Raw genomic sequence first — 14,820 nt, forward strand, 5'->3', positions numbered from 1 at the left:
GCCTCTGCGGGCTTCACAGATCTCTGTTGCTGCCTGACCGGGCGCGCGAAACCATCATGCCGGAACCCTCCGTCGACTGTCAGCCCATTCTCATCCCGTTTATAGCAACGCGATGAAACGATGGCTTATGACGTATTTCCGCCTCCTTTCCTGAATATAAATAATGTCGTGAAACAGGGTAAGCCTGCCATCATCCCGACGTTATGACATCCGATCTCTTTCAATATCAAAACCAGTAAATCAAACGAACGCGTCACCCCTGCCGTGATCCAAGAAACGGTTATGTCTGTGCTTAACGTGACTTTGGGCGCATTCGTTTTACTGGAAGAAAAGATGGGACGTACAGGGGCTAAATACTGGTGATTTAATTACGTGTTAATGCAGGGAAATATACGTCGGCACGGTAAGATATGAATAAAAAAGTTTGAAAAGCCGGTAATTAAAGCGCCGGGAGGCGTTTTAAAACCGGCTTTTTATTTCACTTACTGACATTATTTATATAATTCAGCGGTGACGTGTGCGTAGTTATTCGTGTCAGCACTAATCACTTTAAAATGCTCGCCCTGCTGTTTAGCCTGTCTGGCGATTTTAGAAACCGCGCCATCCAGCGTTAACGAGGTGGCAGAGACCGTTTCTGCGGCGAAACAACCAAAAGACATCAGTGTCAATGCTACAGCCGCAGCGGCTGATGATACTTTATTGATTTTCATAACATTACCCCTTGATTCCGGTTGATGAAGGAGTCTGTCTGGCTCCGTTAAAATCAAATTAGCAAAAGGAACGCGATCTAAAATTAACGTCGTGTGCTCTAATTAATATCAAGCTGATAAGATTAATTGCAGTGTGTAAAAGTGAATATCATCAGGTTAACTGTGTAGGGATTTAATACGGAAATAACATATTTCAACAATGGGGACGTTATTTTGAACTGACATTTTCAGGCCCTAATCATAAGTAAATAGGTTAAATGCACCAGGATAAAGCGTATTTGCTGAGTACGCACTAATCCTGCCGATTTATTCTCATCTTTTGTAGTTTGTCTCAGCTAAAAACATGCCCTCTTAAGTGGATATCAGCATGCAGAGCGATGTCAGGGCATACGCGCATTTCAGGGTCAGCAAACCGAACCAATGGGCTGGCGCTGTCTGTCAGGCGCGTCCTGCATCGAAAATGCCACGACACCGACAGTCATCCCTGCCACTCAGACCCGTGACAACGACAGGCGCATCCACTGTTTACCTTGTCGCGGTGCATCGCTATATAATCAAATACATTACGCTACAGGGGACCTTCATTGAAAATCAGACCGAATCACCTCGTCTTTACAGGCTTACTTATCTTTACCGCATGGAACAGCTACGCCAGCCGCATCGTGACCGATCAGCTTGGTCGTAACGTTACAATCCCGGATCGGGTTGATCGCGTAGTTGTGCTTCAGCACCAGACGCTGAATCTTCTGGTGCAGTTAAATGCGACAGATAAAATTGTAGGGATACTGGCTAACTGGAAACAGCAGTTAGGGGACAATTACGCAACGCTGGTGCCTGAGCTGACGCATAAAGCAATGCTGGGTGATTTGACCCATGTTGATCTGGAAAAGCTAATTGCACTGCATCCACAGGTGGTATTCGTCACCAACTATGCGCCGAAAGAGATGATTGACCAGATCTCCGCACTGGGCATTCCTGTACTGGCGATTTCACTGCGTCACGATGACGCCGGGCAGCAGGGCGAAATTAATCCCAGTATGCAAAATGAAGATAAGGCCTACGATCTCGGGATAAAGGAAGGCATCACCCTGATAGGTGAGGTGGTGAACAGGCAGCAGCAGGCCAAAGCTCTCATCTCAGCAGCCTTTGCGGGGCGTAAAGAGGTGACTGATCGTCTCCACGATCTCCCTGAACAGCAGCGTGTACGCGCCTATATGGCCAATCCCAGTCTGACGACATACGGTGCCGGGAAATATACGGGGCTGATGATGGCCCATGCTGGCGCACTGAACGTGGCAGCATCGACTATTCAGGGTTTCAGGCAGGTCAGCATGGAACAGGTGGTGGTCTGGAATCCGCAGGTAATTTTTGTGCAGAACCGCTATCCGCAGGTTGTTCAGGCGATTCAGCACGATCCGCTCTGGCAGACCATTGATGCTGTCAAACATCACCGTGTCTGGTTGATGCCTGACTATGCCAAGGCATGGGGCTATCCGATGCCAGAAGCCATAGGGTTAGGTGAACTGTGGATGGCGAAAAAACTCTATCCTGACAAATTTCGCGATGTGGATATGCAGCAGCGGGCCGACCGCTGGTATCGCCGCTTTTACCGGACCGCCTATCATGAAACCTCTCCAGATTCTGGCGGCCGGTAGTCTGCGCGATGTGTGGCCGGTGCTGGTTGCCGCGTTCAGCGCGGAATACGGCATAACGACACAAACACACTATGGCCCGGCTGGTTTACTGCGTCAGCGCATCGAACAGGGTGAAGTCGGTGACATGTTTGTTTCGGCCAACCTGCAGCATCCCACAAGCCTGTCGCGACAAGGTCTGGCAGAGGACACCGGTCATTTCATCGATAACAGGCTGTGTCTGACTGCCAGGCGGGAGGATGTCTCTGCAGAAGACGACTGGCTGTCATTACTGCAACGTGATGATTTACGGCTGGCAACCTCAACGCCCCTGTACGATCCCTCAGGGGATTACACGTGGCAGTTATTCGAAAACATTGAGCAGCGATATCCCGGTCAGGGCAGCCGAATCCGGAACAAAGCAAACGCCCTGGTTGGTGGCCCGGACAGTCTGCCTGTTCCTGTTGGCAGACTGGCAGCCCAGTGGCTCATTGATGAAGGCTACGCTGAACTCTTTATTGGCTATGCCAGTTATGCGCTCCGCCTGAAGCATCACCAGTCCCTTCTGGTGCTTAATATTCCCCCTGCTTACAACGTACGGGCGCAATACGGCTGGGCCACTCTTTCACCCTCCGCCATGCCGCTTGCCGCCTTCCTCCATACTGATGAGGCACAGCGTATTTTGCGGCGTTACGGTTTTTTGCCGCCGTATGGTTTCAGAAAGCCCGCACAAGGTAAAGCCTGTCTCTGACCCACCAGTGCGGGCTGTAACAGTGCCTTGAAACTTTTTCACCTGTCGATATGCAGACTCGACATTTAGCAAAAGAGCCGTTATCTTTGGCTGTCTGGATGTCTAAACGTATATATGGTTACAAGAGGTGATTAAGTCATGCCAATCAGGGTTCCCGATGAATTACCGGCAGTGAATTTTTTACGTAACGAAAATGTCTTCGTGATGACGTCGTCGCGCGCCAGTGTTCAGGAGATCCGCCCACTTAAAGTTCTGGTACTTAATCTGATGCCTAAAAAGATTGAGACCGAAAACCAGTTCCTGCGCTTGCTCTCTAACTCACCTTTGCAGATTGATGTCCAGTTGCTGCGTATCGACAGCCGTGAATCGCGTAACACACCCAGCGATCACCTTAATAATTTCTACCGTAACTTTGAGGACATCCAGCACGATAACTATGATGGCTTAATTGTTACAGGTGCGCCGCTGGGCCTGGTTGAATTTAACGATGTCGCCTACTGGCCCCAGATACAGCAGGTGCTGGCGTGGGCGAAAGATCATGTTACCTCGACCCTGTTTGTCTGTTGGGCTGTACAGGCAGCACTGAATATTTTGTATGGTATTCCTAAACAAACCCGACAGACGAAACTTGCAGGCGTATTTGAACATCAGATTCTCCATCCCCATGCCTTACTGACGCGGGGATTCGATGATAATTTTCTCGCTCCGCATTCGCGTTATGCGGATTTCCCCACTCAGCTGATCACCGATTACACCGATCTGGAATTATTTGCTGAATCGGAACAAACCGGTGCCTACCTGATGGCAAGCAAGGACAAGAGGCTGGTGTTCGTTACGGGTCACCCGGAATATGATGCGTTAACACTGGCGGGAGAGTTTCAGCGCGACTATGACGCAGGGCTGAACCCTGACGTGCCGTACAATTACTTCCCCCACGATGATCCGCAGCGTCATCCACGCGCCACATGGCGTAGCCATGGAAACCTGTTGTTTTCAAACTGGCTGAACTATTACGTCTATCAAATTACGCCGTTTGATCTGCGCCATATGAATCCGACGCTGGAATAAGCGCACTTTCATTACAACTGAACCGTGTTAGCTGGCTGGCAACACGGTTTTTTTTCGTCCTTAAAAAGCTTTGAAAGGCATTACCTAAAGGAAAGTAAAAATAAAATCATAAATTTCAATGCTATAAATATAATATTTAATTAAAATGGAAATAGTTTTTGATTTTACATTTAAAATACATATGCTCTGATCCTGTAGCTCACTAATCACCCTTTTTGTGGATCGACCATGTTGATCTGCCTGTAAACAGGAGAGAGCAAGCATGACAGACTCAGTTATTACCCACGAATTACACTTCCAGAAGCCCTTTTATCATCTTGAAAAACAGCTTCTTACTGAAGAGGCCGTCGCGTTTTTACAGGATCTGGTTATCCGTTTTGCCCCCCAACGCGATACGTTATTAGCGGCGCGACAGGCACGACAAGAAAAGTACGATGCCGGGTTGTTACCTGATTTCGAAATGGAAACGGCTTCCATCAGAGAGCGAGAATGGACGATTCGCGGTATTCCCTCGGATTTACGGGATCGTCGCGTGGAGATTACCGGACCGCCTGATCGCAAAATGGTGATTAATGCCCTGAATGCGAACGTGAAAGTATTTATGGCTGACTTTGAGGATTCCCTGGCACCGACCTGGGAAAAGCTGATGGAAGGGCAGCAAACCCTGCGTGAAGCCGTGGCTGGCACATTGTCTCATACCAGCGAGACAGGCAAGATCTACCAGCTTCGCGCCGATCCGGCTGTCCTGATGTGTCGGGTACGCGGACTGCATCTGTCAGAGAAACATGTCAGCTGGCAGGGCAATGCCATTCCTGGCGGACTGTTTGATTTTGCACTCTACTTTTTTCATAACGTCACGAATCTCCTGGCGAAAGGTAGCGGTCCCTATTTTTATCTGCCTAAAACGGAAAGCTGGCAGGAAGCGGCCTGGTGGCGAGAGATCTTTAGCTTCGCTGAGGATCGTTTTGATCTGCCGCGAGGCACAATTAAAGCCACAGTCTTAATTGAAACGCTGCCCGCCGTGTTTCAGATGGACGAGATTCTGTGGAATCTGCGCGATCATATCGTAGGCCTGAACTGCGGGCGCTGGGATTACATTTTCAGCTACATCAAAACATTACGGGAACATGAAGATCGGGTTCTCCCTGATCGTCAGTCCGTGACCATGGCTCAGCCTTTTCTGGATGCTTACTCGCGGTTGCTGGTTAAAACGTGTCATCGCCGCGGTGCCTTTGCTATGGGCGGTATGTCAGCGCTTATTCCAAGTAAAGACAGCGCACGTAATCAGTGGGTGTTGCAGCGCGTCAGGGAAGACAAGCAGCGCGAAGCCAGTAACGGACATGATGGCACCTGGATCGCACATCCAGGCCTGGCCGATACCGCAATGGCGGTGTTTAACCAGGCGCTGGGCGATCACCCCAATCAGCTTCATGTTCTGCGCCACGAAGACGCTCCGGTGCAGGCCGAACAGCTTCTGGCGCCCTGCGAAGGCGATCGAACGGAAGCAGGGATGCGCGCCAATATCCGTGTGGCATTGCAATACCTCGAAGCCTGGATTAGCGGCAACGGCTGCGTTCCTATTGACGGCCTGATGGAAGATGCCGCCACCGCCGAAATCGCCCGTACCTCTATCTGGCAATGGATCCATCACAAGAAAACCCTGCGCGATGGGCAGCAGGTCACGGCGTCGCTGTTTCAGCAGTTGCTCAACGATGAGTTGCACACGCTGCAGATGAATCTGGGTGATAAGACGTTCAGTTCAGGTCGTTATGAGGAAGCAGCGCGATTAATGGCGCAAATCACTACCGAAAACGAACTGGTTCCTTTTCTTACTCTGCCGGGCTATCGCCTGCTTCCCTGACATAAGGAGTGGTTGCCATGACACGTACACAACAGATTCAGCAACTCGAACAAGACTGGCAGGAAGCACGCTGGCAGGGAATTACCCGCCCTTACAGCGCACAAGATGTTATCTCGCTGCGCGGTTCAGTTCTGCCAGCCTGTACGCTGGCCGAGCGGGGTGCCGGTAAACTCTGGTCATTACTTAATGGCAGCGCGCGCAAAGGTTACGTCAATAGCCTCGGCGCTTTAACCGGCGGTCAGGCATTGCAGCAGGCCAAAGCCGGAATAGAAGCCATATACCTCTCTGGCTGGCAGGTAGCCGCCGATGCCAATCTGGCGGGGCAAATGTATCCCGATCAGTCGCTGTATCCGGTGAACTCGGTGCCTGAGGTTGTCACCCGGATTAATCAGACCTTTCAACGTGCCGATCAGATTCAATGGGCCAACGGCATTGAACCGGGCGACAGCCGCTTTATCGACTATTTTCTGCCCATCGTGGCGGATGCCGAAGCGGGTTTTGGTGGCGTGCTGAATGCCTTTGAACTGATGAAGGCGATGATCAGCGCAGGGGCAGCAGCGGTCCACTTTGAAGATCAACTTGCGGCCGTGAAGAAATGCGGCCACATGGGAGGCAAGGTACTTGTGCCTACCCAGGAGGCCGTACAGAAACTGGTTGCTGCACGCCTGGCCGCCGATGTGATGGGTGTTCCCACCATTCTGCTGGCGCGAACGGATGCCGATGCCGCTGACCTGATCACCTCTGACTGCGATGACTATGACCGTCCGTTTATCCGTGGCGATCGTACCGCGGAAGGCTTCTACCGCACTCATGCCGGCATCGAGCAGGCTATCAGCCGCGGTCTGGCTTATGCGCCTTATGCTGACGTGCTGTGGTGTGAAACGTCGACGCCCGACCTGGCGATGGCGCAGCGCTTCGCCGAAGCCATCCATGCCCGCTTTCCCGGTAAACTGCTGGCTTACAACTGTTCGCCTTCGTTTAACTGGAAAAAGAACCTCGACGACAGCACCATCGCGGCCTTTCAGCAGGCGCTCAGTGAGATGGGCTATCGCTTCCAGTTCATTACCCTGGCCGGTATTCACAGCATGTGGTTCAACATGTTCGACCTGGCACAGGCTTATGCTCAGGGCGAAGGCATGCGTCACTATGTTGAAAAAGTCCAGCAACCAGAGTTCGCTGCCCGGGAGCGGGGGTACAGTTTTTCCTCGCATCAGCAGGAAGTGGGCACCGGCTATTTCGATCAGGTCACCACGATTATTCAGGGTGGTCAGTCCTCAGTTACGGCGCTGACCGGATCGACCGAAGAGCATCAGTTTTGAGTGAAGTCTGTGTCTTTCCCGCCCGGTAACGGTGGGCGGGCTTTTTCAGGAGTGGATTATGCCGCCACGTGAATCCCTAATCGCGCACACCATTCTGCAGGGCTTCGATGCGCAGTATGGCCGTTTTCTTGATATTACGGCGGGTGCTCAGCAGCGTTTTGAACAGGCTGAGTGGCTGGCCGTACAGCAGGCTATGAAGGCACGAATTCATCTTTATGACCACCATGTGGCGCTGGTTGCCGATCAACTGCGCGCACTGAACGGGGCGGCGCACTGGGACGATGCTTTTTGGCTGAAGATCAAAAACCACTATGAAACCCTGTTACCCGGTTATCCGCGTTATGAAATTGCTGAAAGCTTTTTCAATTCCGTTTACTGCCGGCTGCATGGTCACCATGCATTACAGCCGGAGCGGTTATTTATCTTCAGCTCGCAACCGCCTGCGCCACAACGTCAGGTTTCGCGTCCACTGGCGCGAACCTATCGGCCCGATCGGGGCTGGCAAACACTGCTGCATGAGGTGCTACGCGATGTGCCTTTGACGCTGCCCTGGCAGGATCAGGCGCGCGATGAAGCCTGGATTGTACGCCATTTGCATGAGGCGTTCTCTTCCGCGCAACTGGCACAGGGCTGGCTGGACGTCTGTTGTGAGCTGTTTTACCGCAACAAAACCGCCTGGATAGTGGCTCGCCTGCATCTGCCCGACGCTATCCTGCCATGCCTGTTGCCGGTTCAGCGCAGCGAGCAAGATGAATTGTGGATCGATACCTGCCTGACGGATGTGAACGAGGCCAGCATCGTGTTCGGCTTTGCCCGCGCGTACTTCATGGTTTATGCCCCATTACCCGGCGCGCTGGTCGCATGGCTGAAGCCTGTCTTACCGGGTAAAACGCTGGCAGAACGTTATATGGCCATCGGCTGCCAGAAACATGGCAAAACGGAAAGCTACCGGGAATATCTGCAGGCGCTGGAGCAAACGGATGCCGCCTTTGAGATTGCGCCAGGCATCCCTGGCATGGTGATGCTGGTCTTTACGCTGCCGGGCTTTGATCGGGTGTTCAAAGTCATCAAAGATCGCTTTGCTCCGCAAAAAGAGGTCACGGAAGAGCAGGTAAGGGCCTGCTATCAGCAGGTTAAAGAACATGACCGTGTGGGACGCATGGCTGACACGCAGGCCTTTGAACAGTTTGCGCTGCCGCTCGCACGCATTACGCCGGCACTGCTGGTGGCGTTCCAGAATACGATTGCCGGAAAAATGCGTATTGAAGGCGATCGCCTGATCATCAGTCATCTGTGGCTGGAACGTCGTATGCAGCCGCTTAACCTTTTTCTGGCTGAGGCCAGCGACAGCCAACGTGCTCAGGCCATTGAAGAATATGGCAACGCGATCAAACAACTGGCTGCCGCCAATATCTTTCCCGGTGATATGCTGTTTAAAAATTTTGGCATCACCCGTCATGGACGCGTGGTGTTTTATGACTACGATGAGATTCGCCCGATGCAGGAACTCCATTTCCGTGACGTGCCTGCGGCGCGTTACGAGGAGGACGAGTTAAGCGCCGAGCCCTGGTACAGCGTTGGGCCAGATGATGTTTTTCCTGAAACCTTTCGTTATGCCCTGTGCAGTGAGCCGAAAGTCGGTGCGCTGCTCCAGCAACGGCATCCCGAAATTTTTGACGCGGGCTGGTGGCGCGCCCAGCAGCGGCGCATTGCGCAGGGGCATATTGAGGATGTTATTGCCTGGCAGCCCGCCCAGCGCTTCTGTGTGCGCTATGGCAGCAGGCTTGCACCACGTTATAAAACCCCAGAGCATCCCGACCAGGAACGGGAACCGCTTCAGCCGTCACTCTTTGCCAGCGGCCAGGAGTCAAACAGATAACCATCAAAGTCGAGATCGTCCACGTTGGAAAATTCCAGTAAACGCTGCTTCACATTTTCCAGATGCTGCCACATAGCCAGCTTAGCGGCGCGGGCATCTTTTTTGATCAGCGCGGCAAGAATTTGCCGGTGATCGACCAGCCACGCTTTACGGTATTGGGTATCGCCAAGATGACTGTGCAGCTGAATCCACATAGGGTTGTTTTCGCGCCACTGCCATGACTGGCGAAATACGTCGACCAGCATACTGTTATGCGTGGCTTCAGCGATGGCCAGATGAAAGTGCATATCACCTTTTTCCGGGTTTCCTAGCGAACACGAGGTCAGCTCGCGTTCTTCCAGCAGCAAAGCCTGACGCATTTTGATGATGTCCGCCCGTGTCGCCTGCAGGGCGGCAAACTCCGCGATATTGCTTTCCAGCAACTGTCGCGCCTGAAGCTGCTCAAACGGGCCGGCATCGTTGTGAAAGGAGGGATTTGCCTCACTAATACGGCATCGAGAGTTGTGCGCTGTGACGTAAATACCGGCTCCCCGTCTGACTTCGATCAGCCCTTCGATTTCCAGCATAATGAGCGCCTCGCGAACGACGGTGCGGCTGACGTTAAGCATGCCAGCCATTTCACGCTCGGGTGGCAGGCGCCCGCCCGGGCGATAGGGCGTTTCCACAATGCGCTGCCGGATTTTTGCGGCGACTTGCTGATAAGGACGTTGCTGAGAGACAGATCTCATAGTGATGCTCCCGTCAGATACCGTTGCGGCAAAAATTTTACCACCTCACGATCGGGATAACAGGGTTCAGCGCACGTTAAGATAAGCAGGCTGACGCGTTGGCACGCTGTTTTATTCTTTATTTAACAATAAATTGCGAGAATAATTAAAAGCGGCATCAAGAGATGCCACTTTGGAAACATACAGACTACTTCATCTGATGATTTGTTACTTCAGCATGAAGTCATATTGCATACCGGCTTTCACATCCCAGTAATTGAGCCGGTCACCCAGTGAGCTACCGGGGCGCTTCTCCCTGGCTCTGTCGGCGGCAATATACATGTTCAGGCCTTTAAACGGGCCCTCTGCGACGTTGTACAGGATCGCGCCCATCAGGCCCACTCCGTTGATTCTGGTGTGACGCTGTTTGTCTTCATAACCGTGGGTAAGAATCGGGCCCAGCATAACGACGACGTTCGGGGTGAAGAAATATTGCCCGCCAAGCTGAACAGACAGCATGCCTTCTTTATTGCGATTAATACTCAGCGAGTCGGGATAGCCAATATCCGTATAGATAATGCGACCATCAATATCATGGGTAAGCTTACCCACGGCACCAAATAACCGGGCATTCGCAAACGAATAGGTTAATCGCCCGGAAATCAACGCCGTCTCGTGGTGATAACTGAGAGGCTTACTCATCCCCTCAACCTGACCATAAAAACCCATCAGCTCCCATTTGAGTGCGCGATCGTCAGCAAAGGCATAGGTTTTTTCGACGATGCTTTGCACCTGAGTCGATACATCTTGTTGATAGGAGGCACCCAGTGAATACCGCGAAGAAGCATCGTGCCAGGATCCCACCAGATAGCCGCGGCTCCGATGGGGATGGTATTTCCCTGTTGTGCTGTTAATCACGCCTTCATCACGCACGCCCGTGGCAGAGTCGACATAATAGAACGCGCGCTTACGCCACATTGACCAGAATTCCAGATTCTCCGTCGCCTCAAAGTGGGCCAGTGCACCTTCAGAAATCGTCTGTATCGTGCGTGACGAATTATCGGCGATCAACGGGATGCGCCAGGGCAGGCTGCCGTAACCATAATCCGTCCCAAACCGCCCGAGCGTCAGGCGAAGATTCTCTGCCGGTTTAAGTTTGACCGCGCCAATGGCCACACCAAAGCTGTCGTGACCGTCCAGATAATAGCGGGTGCTCCAGCCGGCGTTTGCACCCAGCTTGTACACATAATACGCTCCCGCGCTCACGCCGATGACGTCATTGTAATAGCGCGTATTCACATCAATCAGCCCACCCTGTACCCAGGCGTAAATATGACGATCTGAACCCGCGCTGGGTTTGTCGGCCCGCCGAAAATCGTTTTTCAGACGAATGCGCAGGCTGTCCTCATCGTCATTAATCGCGGCAGCATAAAGCGGAGAGGACGGGAAAAACAGGCTGACAAGCAGAATGCAAAATAGGGCAATTTTCATCACGTATCCATACCGTATGTGAACAGAGCCGGATGACGTCGGGCCGGGCGGTTATCCGCATGCCTTGCGTTTTACCTTTCCTGACCCGCGTCAACCCGACCAGATTAAGGCCGGGTGCATTTATCCTGTTGCCAGACCTGCTCGTAGTCGTAGCCCGTCAGGGCTTTCACGACCTCTTTGGTTTCGGGTGTGCAGTCGGCTTTATCGCCGCCTGCCTTGAGGCGATCAATTTCATTCACCAATACCCGATGCGTTTCGCGTGTCAGTTTAAATTTGAAGGTCATATATAAACTGATCAGTAACAGACCGCCGGTGCCGAAGACCAGGAGCCCGGTAATCGCATTGAGCGCACTTTCCGGTTGAATTAACTGGCCTTTAACAAAATGATTGTGTTCCAGTACCGCACCCACCACCATAATGGCGACGGCCACGGTACTTTTTCGCATCAACGTCATGACGCCAGCAAAAACACCTTCGCGCCGCTGACGCGTGACCATTTCATCCACATCGGGAATAAAGCTGTAAATATTCCAGGGGATAAAGTAAAGCCCCGCACGGCCAAAACCCAGCAGGACAAAAATGAGCGTGGTCAACCACCATGACGACACTGCCGAATGGCCGATAAACATTAAAATCAGATAACCCAGCACACCTAAAATACACAGGTAGGAAATACGCATGGCGTAGGCGGGCCTGACATTCAGTTTATCCAGCATAAACATGAAAAGCAGCGTGGAAGGAATGGAGACGGACGTCGCAATGGAAAGATAGGCCGACGCGTTGGCCGCATCCAGATTTAAACCGTAGACAACAAAGTAAACGAAGACAGCAATAAAAATATCCAGTGCAGTAAATGAAGAGATATAGATAATTAAATGTTGTCTGAATATTTTTATTTTGAAGGTTGTCATTAACTCGACAAACATATTTTTCAGGTGGCTCAATAATCCGAGGCTGGGACCCGTATTGCGCCGTTCAAACTCTTCCGGGTTCATATCTTTTGACTCCCAGGTACAATACCAGGTAATCAACACCACAATAAAGAACAGGCAGGAAAACATAATACCGGTGTAGGTATAGGTCAGCGCCGAATCCTGGCCAAAATACTGAATCACAATGCCCGGCACCGAAGCGGTCAGGAAGGTTCCTACCTGAGAAAATGTCAGGCGGATGGCGGCCATCCGTGTTCTTTCACCAAAATCATTGGTCATTTCTGCCGCCAGGGTTTCCCACGGTACCAGCACCATGGCAACCAGCAGTTCTACCGCCAGGTAGGTGCCAAGGTAGTACCAGTAGTTCATGTCGCTGACCCAGACCAGCGCGTAAACAAACATCATTGGCGCGCTGATGAGCAGGAAGAAGCGACGGCGACCAAAGCGCTTACCGAGCCGGGTACTGCCGAATTTATCGGTGATATATCCCATCACCGGACTCAGAATGGCATCAATAATACGGGCAATAGCAAAAATTGAGCTGGCTTCCAGCATTGAAAGCCCACAGAACGTCGTATAAAAAAACAGTAACCATGTACCGATTAAAGCCATGGACCCACCGCCAAAAATATCAGTAATGCCATAGCCAATGGCGGTGCCTGTCCCCACTTTTCTGCGCACGGGCTGTGCTAACGTTGTCATAATATTCCCTTAATAAAATCGGAGTGGCGCTCAGACGCATTCAGGTGTCGTATAAGCGTGAAAAAGTAATGCGAACTTTTAAATAAAGCTCTAAAGAATAAACAACGCGGGTGTGTGTTTGCGTTGTCAGTCTTTAATGCAGGTGAGTATTTTTTGTTAAATAAATAGTAATTTTTAACGCCGTTATTTAGCGTGGTAAATTTTGGTTGACCAGAATAATGCCCCGCTCTGTGTTCTCTAAAAGGCGCGCTGTTATTTGTACTGATGCGTTAATACGCGTATTTTCGGCGTAGAGCATGGTAATCATTCTGCCCTTTTAAAAAAAAGAGGTCGGTCACAAATACTATGGATGCCGATAAGGTAGACTCAAATTTCCTATTGGTTGACCAGTTGAAAAGGGGAGGGAGTTATTATGTAAGGCGTGTGTTATTTAATGATGAGATGTTATCTAGTTTAACCATTGTGGTTTGGTTTTTATTTTTCATTATTAAATTATCTAAGTGAATACATTCTTTAAAGATTAAATATTGCCTGAGATTGCATGTTTTATCTTTCTCACTACTTCTGATTAAAAAAGGACTTCATTATGTTTTATTTTACCTCTGGACTCTCTCCTGCCCCGGCAAAGTTCGAAGCCGCAATGGATGCGGTTATTGATCATGCGATTAATAGCCAGCGTGTTGTGGGTACCACAGTGATGGTGGCTCAGGCGGGAAAACTGATTTATCAACGGGCGGCGGGGTGGGCGGACAGAGAGCAAAATAAAGCCATGTCTGTGGATGCGATATACCGTCTTGCGTCACTCACCAAACCCATTGTCAGCCTGACCGCCATGCGCCTGATCGAGCAAGGGGATATCACACTGGACGACGATATCACCCGCTGGCTTCCGGATTTCCGTCCCTGCCTTGAGAACGGTGAGCCAGCCACTATCCGGGTGCGGCATTTGCTGAGCCATATGTCAGGTTTACGCTATCGTTATTCCGCCCCGGCGGATTCGCTTTATCACTCACGCAATGTGTCAGACGGCATCGACTATCAGCCCGGACTCACCCTGGAAGAGAATCTGCAGCGCCTTGCGGGCACCCGGTTACAGTTCCGTCCCGGCACCGGCTGGCGTTATTCCCTGGGCATCGATGTCCTCGGTGAAATCATGGTGCGGGCGACCGGTAAAAGCCTGCCAGAACTGGTGAATCACCATATAACGAGCCCACTGGGGATGGCAGACACGCTGTTTAGTGTCAGAGACGCGTCGCGACTAACCACGGTCTACACGGACGACAACCCGGTGCCTTCAATCATGCGTGATAATCAGCAGATCCCTTTCGGTGAAGGCGCCGCGATTTTTAGCCCCGGCCGTATTCTCAAACCCGATGCCTGGCCGTGCGGCGGCGGCGGTATGGCAGGAACGGCCCTCGATTTTATGCAAGTGCTGGAAACCGTCCGGCGTGAAGGCGCGCCGCTAATCACGCGTGAAAGTTTTGACTACATGACGCAGGAACACGTGACGGCAAACTGGGCTACGCAGGGGCCGGGATGGGGATTTGGTGTGGGCTGGGCACTGCTGGTGGATCCGGATGCTGCCCTGTCGCCTCAGTCAGCCGGTACGCTGTCGTGGAGTGGAGCGTATGGACACACCTGGTTCGTGGATCGTCAAAACGCGCTGTGCGTGGTCGCCATGACCAATACCACACCGGAGGGGGTGAATGGGCAGTTTCCTGTGATGGTGCGTGATGCCGTCTATAAAGGTTTACTAAGCACCTGATATG

General features: G+C 51.7%; 11 protein-coding genes. 7 read left to right on the forward strand and 4 right to left on the reverse strand.

Annotated features, from left to right (window positions below):
- Positions 1-491 precede the first annotated feature (491 nt).
- Positions 492-710: a YdgH/BhsA/McbA-like domain containing protein gene (locus RAC90_RS08840; protein ID WP_006122329.1), complete on the reverse strand. Its 219-nt coding sequence runs from the start codon at positions 708-710 to the stop codon at positions 492-494.
- Positions 711-1,294: 584 nt separating this feature from the next.
- On the opposite strand from RAC90_RS08840, the gene RAC90_RS08845 reads away from it, so the two are divergent.
- The 6 genes from RAC90_RS08845 to aceK all read left to right on the forward strand — a co-directional run bounded on the left by RAC90_RS08845 (position 1,295) and on the right by aceK (position 9,219).
- Complete coding sequence (locus RAC90_RS08845) at positions 1,295-2,365, forward strand: ABC transporter substrate-binding protein (protein WP_110268089.1); 1,071 nt, start codon at positions 1,295-1,297, stop codon at positions 2,363-2,365.
- The gene (locus RAC90_RS08850; protein ID WP_263757158.1) at positions 2,334-3,092 is read left to right on the forward strand and encodes a substrate-binding domain-containing protein; all 759 of its coding nucleotides are present in this window, start codon (positions 2,334-2,336) and stop codon (positions 3,090-3,092) included. The genes RAC90_RS08845 and RAC90_RS08850 overlap by 32 nt, the downstream gene beginning before the upstream one ends.
- A 138-nt stretch (positions 3,093-3,230) precedes the next feature.
- On the forward strand, positions 3,231-4,160 hold the full coding sequence (gene metA / locus RAC90_RS08855) for a homoserine O-succinyltransferase (RefSeq protein ID WP_033738928.1): 930 nt from the start codon (positions 3,231-3,233) through the stop codon (positions 4,158-4,160).
- 262 nt (positions 4,161-4,422) lie between these two features.
- Positions 4,423-6,021 (forward strand): malate synthase A, encoded by a 1,599-nt coding sequence (gene aceB / locus RAC90_RS08860; RefSeq protein ID WP_375124248.1) that lies wholly within the window; start codon positions 4,423-4,425, stop codon positions 6,019-6,021.
- Between the two features lie 17 nt (positions 6,022-6,038).
- Complete coding sequence (gene aceA, locus RAC90_RS08865; protein WP_058702324.1) at positions 6,039-7,340, forward strand: isocitrate lyase; 1,302 nt, start codon at positions 6,039-6,041, stop codon at positions 7,338-7,340.
- 58 nt (positions 7,341-7,398) lie between these two features.
- Complete coding sequence (aceK, locus tag RAC90_RS08870; RefSeq protein WP_375124249.1) at positions 7,399-9,219, forward strand: bifunctional isocitrate dehydrogenase kinase/phosphatase; 1,821 nt, start codon at positions 7,399-7,401, stop codon at positions 9,217-9,219.
- On the opposite strand, the gene uxuR is transcribed toward aceK, so the two are convergent.
- From uxuR to RAC90_RS08885, 3 genes are all read right to left on the reverse strand, one after another.
- On the reverse strand, positions 9,177-9,947 hold the full coding sequence (gene uxuR, locus RAC90_RS08875; RefSeq protein WP_375124250.1) for a Uxu operon transcriptional regulator: 771 nt from the start codon (positions 9,945-9,947) through the stop codon (positions 9,177-9,179). The genes aceK and uxuR overlap by 43 nt on opposite strands.
- 207 nt (positions 9,948-10,154) lie before the next feature.
- The gene (uidC, locus tag RAC90_RS08880; RefSeq protein WP_375124251.1) at positions 10,155-11,417 is read right to left on the reverse strand and encodes a glucuronide uptake porin UidC; all 1,263 of its coding nucleotides are present in this window, start codon (positions 11,415-11,417) and stop codon (positions 10,155-10,157) included.
- A 104-nt stretch (positions 11,418-11,521) separates the two neighbouring features.
- Positions 11,522-13,051: an MFS transporter gene (locus RAC90_RS08885; RefSeq protein ID WP_054634679.1), complete on the reverse strand. Its 1,530-nt coding sequence runs from the start codon at positions 13,049-13,051 to the stop codon at positions 11,522-11,524.
- A gap of 586 nt (positions 13,052-13,637) precedes the next feature.
- Here RAC90_RS08885 and RAC90_RS08890 point away from each other — a divergent pair.
- Positions 13,638-14,816 (forward strand): serine hydrolase domain-containing protein, encoded by a 1,179-nt coding sequence (locus RAC90_RS08890; protein ID WP_375124252.1) that lies wholly within the window; start codon positions 13,638-13,640, stop codon positions 14,814-14,816.
- Positions 14,817-14,820 lie beyond the last annotated feature (4 nt).

The sequence above is a fragment of the Pantoea sp. CS_6 genome (assembly GCF_041954745.1).
GTDB lineage: Bacteria > Pseudomonadota > Gammaproteobacteria > Enterobacterales > Enterobacteriaceae > Pantoea > Pantoea stewartii.